We start from the raw sequence: 15742 nt of genomic DNA, 5'->3' as shown, positions 1-15742 counted from the left end.
GTGCGCGGATTGCAAGCAGGTCAGCGACACGTCAGACGCGCCACCACCGTTCCGCCATGCGCGCGTCGTCCATCTGCCAAAGATTTCCGATCTGCGACGGCGTCCCGATGCGATTTGCGACGCCCTGCAGATGATTGGCAAAGGCCGGAATGATCGTGCCGCCTGTGTCACGCAGAATCTGCTGCATATAGGCGTAAATGTCGCGCCTGATATCGCTGTCCAATTCAGATCGCCCTTGCAGCAGCAACGCCTGAAACCGGGCATTGCTATCCCCGTCATGCCACAGGACGTCCGCCGCATCGGCGGTCGACAACATCCAGTCTTCGGTCGCGCGCCCGGCCCAATGTGTCGCGCGAAACGTGGCCGTGGGCCAGACCTGCGCCCAATATCCATCTGGCGCGCTGTCGATCACATCAATGTCGATCCCGGCAGGGCGGGCCGCATCGGCAAACGCCGCAGCCGCGTGCCCGGCCCCGTCAAACGCCCCATCGGATGTGTGCAGCGTCACAGCCAACCGGTCCAGACCTGCCCGTTTGCGGTGGAACGCGGCGCGGTCGGGGTCATAGGCAATCTGGTCCAGATCGGCGGCATAAAACTGGTTGGCACGACCGATCGGGGTGTCATTGCCGACCTGCCCGTGCCCCAGCAGAAACCTGTCCACAAAATCCTGACGGTCGATCCCGTATTTCAGCGCCAGCCGCACATCCACATCGGCAAAGGGTGCCGCCCGCGTCTGCATCGCGAAACCGTAATGCTGGTTGCCCGGAATATTCTGCAGGCGCAGCCGGGGGTGCGCGGCCACCGCCGCTGTATCACGCACGTTGACCCGGTTGATTGCATCGACTCGACCGGCGCGCAGCGCTTCTGTCCGGGCGCGACTGTCGTTCATGGCGATATAGTCGATCCGGTCAAACCAGCCCGCAGCGTCGCCCTTGTAGTGATCGGTGACGCGTAGCGCCGTCATCCGGCGACCGGGGTGGAATGTTTCAACCCGGTAAAGCCCCGTGCCGATCCCATGCACCATCGCATCGGCCATGTGATCGGCGGGATAAATCAGCAGATGATAGTCGGACAAAAGGTAGGGGAAATCCGCATTCGGTGCGGTCAATGTGAACGTCACCTGATGTGGACCGGACCGCGCCATCATTGCGATATTCTGCACGATGGGCCGCGCGGGTGACGGCACATCATCGTCCAGATGCAAATGAAGCGATGCGATCACGTCATCGGGGCCAAACGCCTGCCCGTTATGAAAGGTTACACCGCGCCGCAGGTTGAACACCCATGTTTGCGCATCGCTGCTGTCCCAGCTTTCGGCCAGTTCGCCCTTCAGGCTGCCGTCCGCCGCAATTTCCGTCAGGCTGTCGAACACGGCACCCTGCGCCGCCGCCATCATGAACAGGTCGACGTGCGTTCGCGAATCCCAGGTATCGCAGCTATGGGCACCGCCAAGCGCCGCTGTCAGCGTGCCGCCCCGTGTTTGCGCGCGCAATGGCAGACCTGTCAGCCCCAACACGCCCGCCGCGACAGCGCCCTGCAACAGACGACGGCGGTTCGGCGTGCCGTCAACTTTGCGGTCCAGACCCATCTTGCTATCGTCCCATCTGACAGACGCGGGCTGACCCGCGCGCAGGGTGAAGTCTAAAGTCCCAGCGCATCGCGCTGCAACACAAACCGGTCCATCGCGCGCACCAGTTCAGCGCTGATGCCGGGTTCCGACAGCGCATGACCGGCCCGACCGACCAGCTTTAGCGTTGACAGTGGCCAGGCCTTTGACAGGCGATAGGCGGACAGCGGCGGGCAGATCATGTCGTACCGCCCCTGGACGATCACACCGGGAATATCGGCCAGACGGTCGGTGCGGTTCAGGATTGCGGTTTCTTCATCCAACCAGCCGTGGTTCTGGAAATAATGATTTTCAAGCCGCGAAAAGGCCCGCGCATAATCCGCCGGTGATTCGCCCGTCATGCCGTCGCTGTCCATCGCGGCGAGCGCATTTTCCCACGCCGCCCATGCGCGGGCGTATTTGACCTCTTGCATCATGTCGCCGGAAAACAGGCGTTTGTGATAAGCGGCGATCAGATCGTCGTGTTCGTCGTCAGGGATCAGTTTGGTGAACCTGTCCCACAGATCGGGCCAGAACCGACCCGCACCGCCGCCATAGAACCAGTCCAGTTCGGGCTGCGTCATCAAAAAGACACCACGCAACGCCAGCGCTGCCGTCCGGTCGGGATGCGTCTGGGCATAGATCAGCGACAGGGTCGCACCCCAACTGCCGCCAAACACGATCCAGCGGTCGATTCCCAGCGTGGTGCGGATCAATTCGATGTCGCGGACCAGATGCCATGTCGTGTTGTTGCTGACCGCCGCATGGGGCCGCGACCGTCCGCAGCCGCGTTGATCGAACAGCACGATCCGGTAGTGTTCGGGATCGAAATAGCGCCGCATCGCAGGGCTGCATCCGCCGCCCGGTCCACCGTGCAGAACAACAACGGGTATGCCCTGCGGATTGCCGCATTGTTCGACATAGATCACATGGCCGTCACCCACATCCAGCGTCCGCTGATCGAACGGGTCGATCGGCGGATAAAGATAAAGTGCTGCGCTCTTTTGTTTCAGATCCCTGTCCATGACAGTGGCATATAGTGTGCTACCTGCTAAATCCACGCCCAACCCACGAGGACGCGATGAATACGAATACGATTGATGACAGCGAAATCGCCAAGTTCGAAGCAATGGCCGCCGAATGGTGGGATGAAACGGGCAAGTTCAAGCCATTGCACATGATGAACCCGGTGCGGCTGGATTACATCACGCAGCAGGTTTCGGCCCATTACAACCGTGATCTGGCAGTGGATCGTCCCTTTGCCGGATTACGCATTCTGGACATCGGCTGCGGCGGTGGCCTGCTGTGCGAACCGATGGCGCGGCTGGGGGCGGACGTGGTGGGCGTCGATGCCGCACCCCGCAACATTCCCGTGGCGCAGTTGCATGCCGAACAATCCGGGCTAACCATCGACTACCGCGTCGGCACAGCCGAAGCGCTGGCCGCCGCCGGTGAACAGTTCGACGTGGTGCTGAACATGGAAGTGGTCGAACACGTGGCCGATCCCCAAGGTTACATCGACGCCTGCCAGACCTTGATGAAACCCGGCGCGATCCATCTGTGTTCGACGATCAACCGGAATGCGAAATCATTTGCCATGGCCATCGTGGGCGCGGAATGGGTCATGCGCTGGCTGCCAAAGGGCACACATGAATGGTCGAAATTCATCACACCGGACGAATTGTTCACGCTGCTTTCGAACGCCGGGCTGACGCCCGTGGACCGCACGGGATATGTCTTTAATCCGCTATCGTTCACATGGGGCACGTCGGAACGTGACTTATCGGTGAATTACGTGACGGCGGCTGTCAAACCGGACTGACCGATCAGGTCTGATCCGCCAGCTTTACACGTAATTCGCGCAGCAGCGGCAGGGCGGCACGTACGTTATCCTCTCCGACACGGGCGGCAACATCGGCGACCAGCGGCGTAATCGCGGCAATCGCGGCATCACGCGCGGCACGGCCAGCGGGACTGATCGACACCATTTTCTTGCGGGCATCGTCCCAATCAGGCCGCACGTGCACGTATCCGGCCCATTCCAGTTTCGCCAAGGTGTTGGTCATCGCACCCCGCGTCAGGTGAAAGGTCAGCGCCAGCTGCGTCGGTGACCGTTCCGACGCGGAATGCGCCAGATGGTTCAACACACTGAAATGCGACAGTTCCATCCCCTTTGGCAACACGCGCGCCAGTGAATGGCGCACCAGTTGATCGACGGCCAAAAGCTCGCTGAACAGGGCGACGGCAAGATGTTGGGTCGTTTCGGTCACAAGGGCCCCCTGAACGTGCGGTCGTGGGTCAACGATGCCACACGACCCCGCGCCTGATCCACCCGTCCGGCGTCCAGATCGACGAGTGTTACGCCCATTTCGGTCCCAGCGTCGGCGATCACCTCCCCCCACGGGGCGACGGCCAGCGTGTGACCATAGGTTTCGCGGGGACGACCGGCTGTCGCGGCATGGGTGCCGGTCTGCGCCGCTGCCAACACGTAGCAGCCTGTTTCGATGGCGCGCGCACGCAGCAACGTGTGCCAATGGGCGGCACCCGTCACGGGTGAAAACGCCGATGGCACCAGCAGCACCTGCGCGCCCGCCTGCGCCAAGGTGCGGTAAAGATACGCAAACCGCAAATCGTAACACACGGTCAGACCCAGCGTCAGATCATCCGCCTGCGCCAACACAGCACGATCACCGGGGCGATAGCCTGCGGATTCGCGGTAGCTTTCGGTTTCACTGACAGTCACGTCGAACATGTGGATCTTGTCGTATTGCGCCGCAATGTTTCCCCGTGGATCAATCAGGAAACTGCGGTTGGCGAAACGCCCGTCAGGATCGTCGGTTTTCAAAGCCAGCGACCCGATGGAAAGCCAGATGCCCAGCGCCGCTGCCTGTTCGCGCAGGGCGGCCAGTGTGGGATCATCGTCCTGATGATGCAGCACGCGGCGCTGATGCGCGCGGTCCTGACTGACGCAATTCGTCACTTCTGGTGTGCAGATCAGGGTCGCACCCCGGTCTGCGGCACCCGCAATGAACCCTGCGGTGATCGCTAGATTGACAGCGGGGTCGTCACCGCTGGTCAGTTGAACCAGCGCGGCCTTCATGCGGCCAGCAGCGCGTCCAGCTTGCCAGCCTGTTCGAGTGCATAAAGATCGTCACACCCGCCGACATGGGTATCGCCCACAAAAATCTGCGGCACGGTGCGGCCGCCATTGGCACGCTGCATCATTTCCGCCCGCTTGTCCGGTTGCTGTGCCAACGAGATTTCGGAAAAGTTGACGCCTTTGGACGACAACAGCCGCTTTGCGGCGTGGCAAAACCCGCAGGTCGGTGTGGTGTAGATTTCGACGTTTTTCATATGGCCCTCTTGCGCATGCGATTTGTCCATATCTAGGCATCTTTCACCACCCTCGCCAGTGTCAGGACATGAACGCGTGCCGCACCGGCCATGTGCGCCGCTTCGGTTGCCGCCGCAAGCGTGGCCCCCGTCGTCATCACGTCGTCCACGATCAGCACGCTGCGCCCCTGCAAAAACGTCATGCGGCGCGGATGCGGACGGATGGCGCAATCAAGTGCTGCAAAGCGCGCGGCGCGGGTCGTGTCCTGCATTTTAGGCGACCGTTTCGGGCGGATCAACGCGTCGGGCACATGTGTCAGGTCCAGACCCCGCGCCACCAATCGTGACAGCAGGTTGGCCTGGTTGTAACGCCGTGTCAGCAACCGCGACCAATGCAGGGGGACCGGCACGACCACCATGTCATCATTGCGCAGATCGGCCGCCACAGCGACCATCCAACGCGCAGCGGGCACCGCCAGATCGGTGCGGTCCGCGTGTTTCAGGCCCAGCACCATGCGCCGTCCTACACCATCATAAACAAGCGCAGCCCGACCGCGCTGCCACGGGCGCGCCACCGTCATGCAATCGTCACAGTGCAAGATCGCGGTGCCGTCGTCGTCACCCGGCAGGGGCGCGCCGTACAGATCGCAGATTGCACCGCTGATAAACCGGGTGTTTTTTCGACCGCCGTGGGCGTATCGCAGGCAACGCAGGACGCGGGATAGATCGCGCGGATCACGCTTTGCAACTTCATCCCTGTCACCCTACATGTCGGCCATGCAGCCATTGACCGACCGCACCGCCCTTCTTCGTTATCGCGCCCGCGCGACACAAACCTTTCTGCGCGATCGCGCCATCGCTGATATCGAGGAAAGACTGGAAGAGATTAACAGGTCGTTTACGCAGGTCGCCATTGTCACGCCGCGCCCCGACCAATGGCAAGACCGCTTTCCAGCCGCGCAAATTGTCGCAGACGAAGACATTCTTGATCTGCCGCAAGGCGCATTCGATCTGGTCATCCACGACCTGTCATTGCACTGGGCGCAGGATCTTGTCGGGCAGCTTGTGCAATCGCGCAGGGCGCTGGTCGCGGACGGTTTGTTCGTTGCAACGCTGTTCGGTGGCCAGACCCTGAACGAATTGCGCAGCGTCATGGCGCAGGCGGAATCGCAGGTCACTGGCGGGCTGTCACCGCGCGTCGCGCCGATGGCTGAAATCCGTGATCTGGGGGGGCTTTTGCAACGCGCTGGTTTCGCCCTGCCAGTGGCGGATTCTGATGTAATAAGGGTAACTTATGCCGACACGACCGCGTTGATGCATGACCTGCGCGCAATGGGCGAAACCAACGCGCTGACCGACCGTTTGCGACGCCCGACGCGACGATCCGTCATGCAACGCGCGGCACAGCTTTATGCCGATCATTTCAGCGATGCCGACGGGCGCATCAGCGCCACATTCGAGATCGTCACCCTGACCGGATGGTGCCCGTCCGACAACCAACAAAAACCGCTGCGGCCCGGCTCTGCCAAGACGCGACTGGCCGATGCGCTGGGCGTGCCAGAGGCACCGCTGGACCCGGGCACAGATTGACCTGAGCCTGAAAGCCGTTATCTGAGCCATCACACACCGCCGCCGAGGAAGTTTTCGATGTTCGATGCAAAATCAGAAGCACGTCCCGCAACCTGCCCTGTACACGCCCCGGCGGATCACCCAGCGATTGAACCCGCGCGCGTCGGCATCCTGCTGGCAAACCTAGGGACACCTGACGGCACCGATTATTGGTCGATGCGCCGCTATCTGAATGAATTCCTGTCCGACAAACGCGTCGTCGATTATTCGGCCTGGATCTGGCAGCCGCTGCTGCAACTGGTGATCCTGTCGAAACGTCCGTTCACGTCTGGCGCGGCATATCGGTCGATCTGGAACACGGACGCCGACGAATCGCCCCTACTGACGATCACAAAGGATCAGACCGCCGCAATCCGTGACGAGATGCACAAGCGTTATGGCGACCGTGTCCACGTCGATTTCTGCATGCGCTACGGGAACCCGTCGACGCTGACCAAAGTCCGCGAGATGACAGAGGCCGGATGCCAGAAGATTCTGTTTTTCCCGTTGTATCCGCATTACGCCGGGGCCACGTCCGCCACCGCAAACGACCAGTTCTTTCGCGCATTGATGAAAGAAAAATGGCAGCCCATCGCCCGGATCGTTGAACCCTATTACGAAGATCCCGCCTATATCGACGCGCTGGCCCAGTCGATCGAAACAGCCTATGCCAAGATGGACAAAAAGCCGGAAAAGCTGATTTGCAGCTACCATGGCGTGCCGGAACGTTACCTGCGCGAAGGCGACCCCTACCATTGTCAGTGTCAGAAAACGACGCGCCTGCTGAAGGAAAGGCTGGGCTGGGACGACACGCAGATCATGACGACGTTCCAATCGCGGTTCGGTCCCGAAGAATGGCTGAAGCCCTATACCGTGAAAGAGGTCGCCCGGCTGGCCGAAGAAGAAGGCGTCAAGAACATCGCCGTCTGCGCGCCGGCGTTTTCCGCCGACTGCATTGAAACGCTGGAAGAGATCAACGAAGAGATCAAGGAAAGCTTTGAAGAGGCAGGCGGAGAACATTTCACATATATCCCTTGCCTCAATGCCGATCCGGCGCATATCCACGCGCTGGCAGGTGTGATTGACCGTAACTTGACGGGTTGGATCGACCAGTAATCTTATCTACGGATAGGAAACCGTTTAGAAACAGTTAATTGCCGGAACATCCGGCCAGAGGTTCCGATGTTCCTGAGTGCGCACCGCCGCGTCTTTGCGGCCTTTGCGATCTATTCTTTTTGTCTGGGTCAGCTTTTTACCCGTCTTCCCGCCGTCAAAGAGACGATGAATGTCCAAGAGGGCGCATTGGGGTTGGCCCTGATCGGCGCGTCGGTCGGCACCCTGATTGCGCTGACGCTGGGCAGCCCTGTCATTGAACGGTTTGGCCACAAACGGACCCTGATCGCGTCGCTGACGCTGATGCCGGTTCTGTATGCCATCGCTATTCTGGCACCCGGTCCCGGCGCGCTGTTTCTGTTGCTGATCCCCGCCGGTCTGACGCTGGGGCTGACAGAGGTGATCATCAACGTCGAAGCCGACCGGACAGAAGCACAGGTTGGCCGCCGGATCATGAACCGCGCCCATGCGTTCTGGTCCTTTGGATTTTTCGGGGCCGGGCTGTTCGGGGCAGCGATGGCACAGATGGACGTGCCGCCCGCGATCCACATGCTGCTGGTGATCCCGCTGGCCTGGGGCGCGTTGTGGCTGTTGTTGCGGGATTTTACCCCCGCACCAAAGCGCGGGACGGACAGCGCCACGGATTCACCGATGATCGCAAAACCGACGATGGCCATTCTGGTTCTGGTCGGCGTGTGCCTGTCAGCCATGGTGCTGGAAGGTGGTTCGCTGGACTGGTCCGCGATCTACATGTCGTCCAGCTTTGACACGGCGGCGGTGTTCGGTGGCTTGGCCGTGGCGACGGTCGCGCTAAGCCAAGCGATTGTGCGTTTCTTTGCGGACCGGCTGATCGACCGATTTCGTCCGGTGCCCGTCGCCCGCATCATGCAGGTGGCGATGGCGCTGGGGGTGGTATGTGTGTTCTTTGCCGCGTCGCCGCTGGTGGCGCTGGCAGGTTTCGCATTGATCGGCGGCGGCACGGCCACCCTGTTCCCGCTTGCAATCTCAGCCGCAGCGCAACGCAGCGACCGGCCTGCTTCACTAAATGTCGCGGCGCTGGCGCAGTTCAGCTTTGTTGCGTTCCTGCTGGGACCGCCGCTGTTGGGATACGTCGCGGAACATGCCGGGTTGCGTTGGGTCTGGGGCGCGACGCTGCCGCTGGTGCTGTTGTCGCTGGCGCTGTCGCACAAGCTTGCACCCGTCGAACCGCCAAAGCACGCGGCATAGCGTTATGCAGGCGGGGCCGGTGACGGCCCCACCTGAATGGCTTACAGGACCAGAACCTGCGTGCCCAACTGCGACATGGCAAACAGTTCAGCGATATGTTCGTTATACATACCGATGCAGCCGTTCGACGACCGGCGACCGATCTTGCGCGTGTCGTGAGTGCCGTGGATCCGGTAATACTGCCACGTCAGCCACAGCGCGTGGGTGCCCAGCGGATTGTCCGGGCCGGGGCCGATGTAATCCGGCCATTCGGGATTACGTTCTTTCATCGACGGGGTCGGGCGCCAGTCGGGACCATCGACCTTTTTGATGATCTCTGTCTCGCCGCGGCGGGTCAGGTCATCGGTCAGCGGCACGGATGTCGGATACAGCTTGTAGACGCTTTCATCCGCGCTCCAATAATGAAGCGCGCGGCTTTGCAAATCGACAAGGATCGCGCCGTTGGTCAGGCTGCCGAAATAGGGTCGCCAGTCCAGCGACCGAAAACTGGCGACATTGCGCGTCACAGCGCTGCCGCCGCGAATGTTCGCTTCCATCTCTGTGCTGTTGCTTTGGGCCAGTGCGGGTGTCGCAAGTGCGGCGGCACCAGTGGCCAGCATGGCGCGACGGGTCAAAAACGGCTGTTTCATGTTCTTTTCCACCTCAATCTTCATTCTTCTTTTGTCTCGCTTAATCTGGGCGTATCCATCAAACAATTCAAACTTGCGTGCATTGGGCAATCCTTTGCCCACGCGTGTTTGAAACGCATCGCCAGCTAGGCTAAGACTGCGCCTAGTTCATAGGATTTCCACATGCATCGACGTCTTTTACTGACCGGGTTCGCCGCAATGACCCTGACTGCCTGCGCCAGCACGCCGCGCGGACGAATCGGCCCGGACGGGCTGCCCCTGCCGCAGATTTACACCATCAACCCCGGTGACGAGGATGATATCCAGTTCCGCATGCTGGATAGCGTCAACACCCTGCGCGCCGCCGCCGGCGTGCCCGCGGTGCAGCTTGATCCGCAGTTGACCGCAGCGTCGGCGACCCATGCCCGCGACATGCAGGCACAGAACCGCCCCTGGCTTTTTGGGTCAGACGGATCGTCACCACTGGACCGCGCGCGGATTGCGGGATTCCGGGGGCGCGTGCTGGGCGAAAACATCTCTGAATCCTATGAAACAGAGCTGGAAACGCTGGCTGCGTGGATGAAACAGGATGACACGCGCCGCGTTGTTCTGGACCCCGCCGCCCGCCGCATGGGGCTGGCATGGTCACAAGAGGCCGCAGGCAAACTGTGGTGGTCGATGACGATGGGCACGGACCCGCAGTTTCAGGCGCCGATCCAGACGATGGCAGGCTTTACCCCCGCCATCACACGTTAAGGGTAGATAAAGATCTGGGTGCCCTTGCTGACCATCGCATAGATTTCTTCCATCTCTGCGTTGGTCACGGCGATGCAGCCCCATGTCCAGTCTTTTTCACCAAGGTAGTTTTGCGGCGTGCCGTGAATGAAAATGTCACCACCCGGCTCCTTGCCCAAGGCGCGCGCCGCCGCGATATCGCGTGAATTGGGATAGGAAATCCCCAACGACAGATGAAACCGGCTGTTGGGGTTTCGGCGGTCGATCAGATACGCACCTTCGGGCGTGCGCCCGTCGCCTTCAAAAACCTTGTGACCGTCGGGCGTGAAACCCATTTCCATATTATATTGCTTCAAAAGCTGATTCTTGTGCAGCAACTGGATGATGCGCTGTGTCTTGAACACCTGAATCCGCGTTACCGGCGGGCCGTCGTATGTCAGGAAGCGGGCAGGCTTACCGGCACAGGCCGATAGGAATGCCCCAAGCGCGCCCAGAATTGCAAAGCGGCGTGTCAGTGTCATGGCTCGTCCCCAAATTTCCGGTCTGCGCCGGTCGGGTGCAGGCTACATGACTGCCGGGATTGCCGCTAGCGGTTTGGTGGCGATGCGTCAGCCACGTGTCAGCTGCGCCACCACTTCTGCGTGAGGTGACCAGCGGAACTGGTCCACGACCTGCACCCAGTCCAGCGTAAATCCGTCGGCTGTCAGCGCGGCGACGTCGCGGGCAAAGGTGACCGGATTGCACGACACCATCGCCACGCGTCCGATCCCGCTGGCCCCCAAGGTCGCCACCTGTGCCGCAGCACCAGCGCGGGGCGGATCCAGCACAACGGCGTCGAAGCCTTTGAATTCATCGGGTTCCAGCGGTCTGCGGAACAGGTCGCGGGTCTGGGTCGTGACGCGTTTCAGCCCGCGCGCTTCGCGCCAGCCGCGATCCAGCGCAGTCATCATTGCAGCGTCGCCTTCGACTGCCAGAACCTCTGCCGTGGCGGCCATGGGCAGGGCAAATGTGCCCGATCCCGCGAACAGATCGACGATGCGCGCGGAATCGGCAACAATCTGCTGCACGGCGGTGCGCAGCGCGTCCTCTCCGTCGCGGGTCGCCTGAAGAAAGGCACCGGGGGGCGGGGTCACGGTCGCAGGACCGAACGGCTGCGACGGCGCATTGATCGTGACGAGGGTTTCATCGTTCCACGTCAGCCGCGCCAACCCATGGGACTGCGCAAACACCGCAAGATCCAGCCGCAACTGATCGGTCAGCGGCTGTTCCGTGTCGATCAGCACATCCAGACCGTTCTGGCTGTCGGTCACGGTCAGCGCAATTTCACCGCGCCGGGATGCGGCGATGACGGTCAGGTTTTCCAGCATCGGGATCGCGGATACCAGCGCGGGCGTCACCAACTGGCAATCCGGCACTGCGACAAGCACATCGGACGCGCGCGCATGGAACCCCACCATCGCGCCTTTTTTTGTGCGACGTCCGGCGAATTTCGCACGGCGACGTGATTGCGGCGGCGATGTGTGCAGGGGCCGGAACGGCGGCGTCAGCCCATGTGCGGACAGTGCGCGTTCGACGATGCCTTGCTTAAACCCCGCGACATAGCTGTCAGAGGCATGCTGCAACGCGCAGCCGCCGCATGTTTTGAAATGACGACATGGGGGCGCCACGCGATCAGCAGAAGGCACCAGAATTTGTGCGGTGCCATCATCGCGCAGGGTCACATCCTCACCCGGCAAGGTGCGAGGGATCAGCGTGCCATCCTCTGCCCGGCCAAGGCCCAGATGCGTCATCGCAGTGATTTTCATTCGGCGGCGTCCTTTAGCGACAGGAAGCCACCCGATTGCCGGTTCCAGTAGCGCGCGTAAAGCCCGTTTTCAGCCAATAGTGTGTCATGTGTGCCCTGTTCGACGATTGCGCCGTCTTCCAGCACGATAATCCGGTCCATCTGGCGCAGGGTCGACAAGCGGTGCGCAATCGCGATGACTGTCTTGCCATCCATCACCTGATCCAGCGCTGACTGGATCGATGCCTCTACCTCTGAATCCAGCGCGCTGGTCGCTTCGTCCAAAATGAGGATCGGCGCGTCCTTCAGGATCGCGCGGGCGATGGCGATGCGTTGCCGCTGACCGCCGGACAATTTCACGCCGCGTTCACCCAAGTAGGCGTCGTATCCCGTGCGCCCGGCATGATCGCGCAGACCGGGGATGAAACCTGCCGCCTCTGCCCGTTCGGACGCGGCATCCAGCGCATCGTCGCTGGCCTGCGGATTGCCGTAGCGGATGTTGTCGCGGGCGGATCGATTGAACATGGACGTTTCCTGCGTGACCATTCCGATTTCGCGGCGCAGGCTTTCCTGTGTTACATCGCGCAGATCCTGACCGTCGATCAGGATGCGCCCCTTTTCAGGATCATAAAGCCGCAACAGCAAAGCCACGAGCGTCGATTTACCGGCCCCCGATGCGCCGACGATCCCCAGCTTTTCACCACCGGCGATGTGCAGGCTGACATCGCGCAATCCGCCCTGCCCCCCGCCATAGGTAAAGGTCACACCGTCCAGCGTCACGGTTCCGTCGGTCAGACGCAACGGGGCGGCGCCGGACCTGTCGGACAGGGTATGCGGCGGTGACAGGGTCTGGATTGCGTCCTCGATCTCTCCGACGTTGCCATACATTTGCATCAGGGTGAAACTGACCCAGCCGGTCATTTGTGACAGACGCAGCCCGATGGTGCCCGCGATGGCGATATCGCCCGCCGTGGCCGCGCCATTTGTCCACAAAAACAGCGTCATGCCCACCAGCAACACAGGCAACGTGCCTGCCAGCGCCATCAGCCACAGCCGGAACCAGACGTTCACCCAGCCATAAGACAGCGAGGCGACCCGGAACTTGTCCATCGCGCCGATGGCGGCGCGGTCTTCGTGGTCGGCATGGGCGAACAATTTGACCGTTTTGATGTTCGTGATGGTGTCCACGACCTGCCCGCTGACCATCGCCCGTGTCGCCGCACGCGATTTGGACGTCGCACGGATTTTCGGCATGAATGCGCGAATCAGACCCACATAAGCCAGCATCCAGACCGCCAGCATCAACGACGACCACAGGTCGATAGACGTCAGCAGGAACACCGACCCGATCACAGACGCCAGCGCATACAGCACCGTCTGAATGAAATCGACGGCCGTGTCGGTCGTGGCGCGTGCGGCCTGCATCTGTTTCTGGCTGATACGTCCCGCGAAATCGTTGTCAAAGAACGTGACCGCCTGCCCCAGCGTGTGTCGATGCAGCCGCGACAGCACCAGCGTATACAGCCCCGGCCCCATCACCACGACGTTCAACAGCGCCGACAGGCCCAGCGTGATCGGGCGCGCCAGCACGAAAAACGCGACGACCGCGATCAGCAAAAGCGCGTTGCTGCTGAAAAAACCCGATGTTTCGGACGCCAGTGCACGGTCGATCACCCGGCCAAGGATCAAGGCAGAAATCACTTCGAGCACGCCCGCCGCAATGGACAGCGCGGACCCCGCGCCCAGCGCGCGACCGCTGCCAGCCAGCGCCCACCGCAAAAAGGCGAATAGCGTATCGGGCGGCGGGCCATCCGCCGCTGCAAACGCGTTGATCATCCGTTCGGGTTTCATGTGTCGTCCCCTAAAAATCCGCCCGACTGCCGCGCCCAGAACTGCGCGTAGCGGCCGTTCTGCGCCAGCAGGCTATCGTGCGTGCCGTCTTCGACGATGCGACCGTCATGAATGACCACGATCCGGTCCATCCGGGCAATGGTGGACAGGCGGTGCGCCACGGCGATCACCGTCTTGCCCTGCATCATCGTGACCAGTGACGACTGGATGGACGCTTCGACTTCTGAATCTAGCGCACTTGTGGCTTCGTCCAAGATCAGGATCGGCGCGTCCTTCAGGATCACGCGCGCAAGCGCAATCCGCTGGCGTTGTCCACCCGACAGTTTGACCCCGCGTTCACCGACCAACGCGTCATAGCCGCGTCGCCCTTCGCTGTCTTCGAGCGTCAGGATAAAGTCGTGTGCTGCTGCCTGACGGGCAGCGGCGATCATCGCGTTTTCGTCTGCGTCGGGGCGGCCATACACGATGTTGTCGCGCACGGACCTGTGCAAAAGAGAGCTGTCTTGCTGCACCATCCCGATGGCGCGACGCAGGCTGTCTTGGGTAACATCGCGAATGTCTTGCCCGTCGATCAAAATGCGACCCTGTTCCGCATCGTAGAACCGCAAAAGCAGCTTGATCAGGCTGGATTTACCCGCGCCGGATGCACCGACCAGACCGACCTTTTGCCCCGGTGGAATGGTCAGGTTGATGTGATCCAGTCCCCCGGCGGCGCGCCCGTAATGATGGCTTAACCCGTCGATACGCACTTCGCCTTGCACGATGGTCAGGGGCTCCGCACCGGGGCTGTCCACCAACTGCACCCGCTGACCGATGGTTTCCAGACCTTCGGCCACAACGCCAAGGTTCTGGAACAGGTTTGATACCGCCCACATGATCCAGCCGCTCATGCCGTTCAGGCGCAGGGTCAGTGCGGTTGCGGCGGCAACGACGCCACCGCTGGCTAGCCCGTTCAGCCACAGATAGATCGCATAGCCCACGACGCCGACGATCAGGCCGCCGTTCAACACCAAAAGTGCGATGTCCATGATCGAATACAGCCGCATTTCGCGCTGGAACGTGGTGCGGGCGTTTTCGATGGCGTGCTTTGCATATTCGACTTCGCGGTCGTGGTGGGCAAACATCTTGACCGAGTGGATGTTGGTATAGCTATCGACGACGCGCCCCGTGACGACAGATCGCGCATCGGATGCCGATTTGGACGCGGGACCGATGCGGCGGATCGTCCAGCGCAACAAAAACAGATAGGGGATCAACCACAGCATCATCGGCAGGATCAGTCGGGAATCGCTGTTGCCCAGCAGGATCACCGCGCCGATCAGATAGGCGATTGCAAAGGCAATGGCGTCGAACACCTGAAAAATCGCCTCTCCGGCGGCGGGGGGTGTCTGCATGATCCGGTTGGCGACGCGCCCGGCGAAATCGTTTTCGAACCAGCCGACGGATTGGCGCAGCACCTGACGGTGCGCCCGCCAGCGGACCAGCGTGGTAAAGTTCGGCAGGATCGTGTTGTTTAACAGGGCCACCTGCGCACCCTGCACGATGGGCCGCAAAAGCAGGATGAACACGGCCACCGCGATCAGTTCGACGCCATGCGCGTCCCAAAAGGTGTCGCGCCCGGTATCCAGCAGATCAACGAGTCGGCCCAGATAGTAGATCAGCCAGACCTCTATCGCGGCGACGGCAGCAGCCAGAACGGCCGTTACCACGAACATCGCGTTGAACGGACGGGCGTAGTCCCGCAGGAACGGAACCAGCCGCTGGGGCGGTGTGTCGGTTTCCTTATACGGGGTATAGGGATCGACAAGGCGTTCAAAGAAACGGAACACGGCGAGCCTGACAGGTTTGAATGCGCAAGGTTTCTGCCCCTTGCGGGCG

At 61.4% G+C, this 15742-nt stretch carries 16 protein-coding genes; 5 read left to right on the top strand and 11 right to left on the bottom strand.

Features of this window, described 5'->3' with window-relative positions; all coding sequences use genetic code 11:
• Positions 1-31: 31 nt before the first annotated feature.
• Positions 32-1588, bottom strand: coding sequence for an ABC transporter substrate-binding protein (locus GZH79_RS09050; protein WP_211643453.1), 1557 nt, complete (start codon positions 1586-1588; stop codon positions 32-34).
• Between the two features lie 53 nt (positions 1589-1641).
• Positions 1642-2631 (bottom strand): prolyl aminopeptidase, encoded by a 990-nt coding sequence (gene pip, locus GZH79_RS09045; RefSeq protein ID WP_211643452.1) that lies wholly within the window; start codon positions 2629-2631, stop codon positions 1642-1644.
• Positions 2632-2687: 56 nt separating this feature from the next.
• Here pip and ubiG point away from each other — a divergent pair, with 56 nt between their 5' ends.
• The gene (gene ubiG, locus GZH79_RS09040; protein ID WP_211643451.1) at positions 2688-3428 is read left to right on the top strand and encodes a bifunctional 2-polyprenyl-6-hydroxyphenol methylase/3-demethylubiquinol 3-O-methyltransferase UbiG; all 741 of its coding nucleotides are present in this window, start codon (positions 2688-2690) and stop codon (positions 3426-3428) included.
• A 4-nt stretch (positions 3429-3432) separates the two neighbouring features.
• Here ubiG and GZH79_RS09035 read toward each other — a convergent pair whose 3' ends face one another.
• From GZH79_RS09035 to GZH79_RS09020, 4 genes are read right to left on the bottom strand one after another with little or no spacing between them, the layout of a single operon-like run.
• Entirely contained in the window at positions 3433-3876 is a 444-nt protein-coding gene (locus GZH79_RS09035) for a helix-turn-helix domain-containing protein (protein WP_211643450.1), read from the bottom strand.
• Entirely contained in the window at positions 3873-4706 is an 834-nt protein-coding gene (locus tag GZH79_RS09030) for a carbon-nitrogen hydrolase family protein (protein ID WP_211643449.1), read from the bottom strand. Before GZH79_RS09030 ends, GZH79_RS09035 begins: the two co-directional genes overlap by 4 nt.
• A complete protein-coding gene (gene grxC, locus GZH79_RS09025; protein WP_211643499.1) occupies positions 4703-4960 on the bottom strand; it encodes a glutaredoxin 3 in 258 nt (85 codons plus the stop codon). The genes GZH79_RS09030 and grxC overlap by 4 nt, the downstream gene beginning before the upstream one ends.
• A 32-nt stretch (positions 4961-4992) precedes the next feature.
• Entirely contained in the window at positions 4993-5520 is a 528-nt protein-coding gene (locus tag GZH79_RS09020; RefSeq protein ID WP_349291178.1) for a phosphoribosyltransferase family protein, read from the bottom strand.
• Between the two features lie 187 nt (positions 5521-5707).
• Here GZH79_RS09020 and GZH79_RS09015 point away from each other — a divergent pair, with 187 nt between their 5' ends.
• The 3 genes from GZH79_RS09015 (at position 5708) to GZH79_RS09005 (ending at position 8887) form a co-directional block, all read left to right on the top strand.
• Entirely contained in the window at positions 5708-6529 is an 822-nt protein-coding gene (locus tag GZH79_RS09015; RefSeq protein ID WP_211643448.1) for an SAM-dependent methyltransferase, read from the top strand.
• A 57-nt stretch (positions 6530-6586) separates the two neighbouring features.
• Complete coding sequence (gene hemH / locus GZH79_RS09010; RefSeq protein WP_211643447.1) at positions 6587-7663, top strand: ferrochelatase; 1077 nt, start codon at positions 6587-6589, stop codon at positions 7661-7663.
• 66 nt (positions 7664-7729) lie between these two features.
• Positions 7730-8887, top strand: a complete 1158-nt coding sequence (locus GZH79_RS09005; protein ID WP_211643446.1) for an MFS transporter — start codon at positions 7730-7732, stop codon at positions 8885-8887.
• A 41-nt stretch (positions 8888-8928) separates the two neighbouring features.
• On the opposite strand, the gene GZH79_RS09000 is transcribed toward GZH79_RS09005, so the two are convergent.
• Entirely contained in the window at positions 8929-9516 is a 588-nt protein-coding gene (locus GZH79_RS09000; RefSeq protein WP_211643445.1) for a L,D-transpeptidase, read from the bottom strand.
• Positions 9517-9678: 162 nt separating this feature from the next.
• Between GZH79_RS09000 and GZH79_RS08995 the strand changes: the two genes are divergently transcribed.
• Positions 9679-10251 (top strand): CAP domain-containing protein, encoded by a 573-nt coding sequence (locus GZH79_RS08995; protein ID WP_211643444.1) that lies wholly within the window; start codon positions 9679-9681, stop codon positions 10249-10251.
• Here the strand turns inward: GZH79_RS08995 and GZH79_RS08990 are convergent.
• From GZH79_RS08990 to GZH79_RS08975, 4 genes are all read right to left on the bottom strand, one after another.
• On the bottom strand, positions 10248-10751 hold the full coding sequence (locus GZH79_RS08990) for a L,D-transpeptidase family protein (RefSeq protein WP_211643443.1): 504 nt from the start codon (positions 10749-10751) through the stop codon (positions 10248-10250). The two genes, GZH79_RS08995 and GZH79_RS08990, sit on opposite strands and share 4 nt — an antisense overlap.
• Before the next feature lie 87 nt (positions 10752-10838).
• Positions 10839-12035: an RsmD family RNA methyltransferase gene (locus GZH79_RS08985; protein WP_211643442.1), complete on the bottom strand. Its 1197-nt coding sequence runs from the start codon at positions 12033-12035 to the stop codon at positions 10839-10841.
• A complete protein-coding gene (locus tag GZH79_RS08980; RefSeq protein ID WP_211643441.1) occupies positions 12032-13864 on the bottom strand; it encodes an ABC transporter ATP-binding protein in 1833 nt (610 codons plus the stop codon). The genes GZH79_RS08985 and GZH79_RS08980 overlap by 4 nt, the downstream gene beginning before the upstream one ends.
• Positions 13861-15693 (bottom strand): ABC transporter ATP-binding protein, encoded by a 1833-nt coding sequence (locus GZH79_RS08975; RefSeq protein WP_211643440.1) that lies wholly within the window; start codon positions 15691-15693, stop codon positions 13861-13863. Before GZH79_RS08975 ends, GZH79_RS08980 begins: the two co-directional genes overlap by 4 nt.
• Between the last annotated feature and the right edge of the window lie 49 nt (positions 15694-15742).

The organism is Loktanella sp. SALINAS62, from assembly GCF_018263905.1.
Classification (GTDB): domain Bacteria; phylum Pseudomonadota; class Alphaproteobacteria; order Rhodobacterales; family Rhodobacteraceae; genus Loktanella.
This window is presented reverse-complemented; position numbering and strand designations above follow the sequence as displayed.

What these genes read in the sequence shown, in the direction of transcription:
- GZH79_RS09050 (WP_211643453.1), bottom strand. Translation starts at nt 1,588, where the DNA reads ATGGGTCTGGACCGCAAAGTTGACGGCACGCCGAACCGCCGTCGTCTG.
- pip (WP_211643452.1), bottom strand. Translation starts at nt 2,631, where the DNA reads ATGGACAGGGATCTGAAACAAAAGAGCGCAGCACTTTATCTTTATCCG.
- ubiG (WP_211643451.1), top strand. Translation starts at nt 2,688, where the DNA reads ATGAATACGAATACGATTGATGACAGCGAAATCGCCAAGTTCGAAGCA.
- GZH79_RS09030 (WP_211643449.1), bottom strand. Translation starts at nt 4,706, where the DNA reads ATGAAGGCCGCGCTGGTTCAACTGACCAGCGGTGACGACCCCGCTGTC.
- grxC (WP_211643499.1), bottom strand. Translation starts at nt 4,960, where the DNA reads ATGAAAAACGTCGAAATCTACACCACACCGACCTGCGGGTTTTGCCAC.
- GZH79_RS09020 (WP_349291178.1), bottom strand. Translation starts at nt 5,520, where the DNA reads ATGACGGTGGCGCGCCCGTGGCAGCGCGGTCGGGCTGCGCTTGTTTAT.
- GZH79_RS09015 (WP_211643448.1), top strand. Translation starts at nt 5,708, where the DNA reads ATGTCGGCCATGCAGCCATTGACCGACCGCACCGCCCTTCTTCGTTAT.
- hemH (WP_211643447.1), top strand. Translation starts at nt 6,587, where the DNA reads ATGTTCGATGCAAAATCAGAAGCACGTCCCGCAACCTGCCCTGTACAC.
- GZH79_RS09005 (WP_211643446.1), top strand. Translation starts at nt 7,730, where the DNA reads ATGTTCCTGAGTGCGCACCGCCGCGTCTTTGCGGCCTTTGCGATCTAT.
- GZH79_RS09000 (WP_211643445.1), bottom strand. Translation starts at nt 9,516, where the DNA reads ATGAAACAGCCGTTTTTGACCCGTCGCGCCATGCTGGCCACTGGTGCC.
- GZH79_RS08995 (WP_211643444.1), top strand. Translation starts at nt 9,679, where the DNA reads ATGCATCGACGTCTTTTACTGACCGGGTTCGCCGCAATGACCCTGACT.
- GZH79_RS08990 (WP_211643443.1), bottom strand. Translation starts at nt 10,751, where the DNA reads ATGACACTGACACGCCGCTTTGCAATTCTGGGCGCGCTTGGGGCATTC.
- GZH79_RS08985 (WP_211643442.1), bottom strand. Translation starts at nt 12,035, where the DNA reads ATGAAAATCACTGCGATGACGCATCTGGGCCTTGGCCGGGCAGAGGAT.
- GZH79_RS08980 (WP_211643441.1), bottom strand. Translation starts at nt 13,864, where the DNA reads ATGAAACCCGAACGGATGATCAACGCGTTTGCAGCGGCGGATGGCCCG.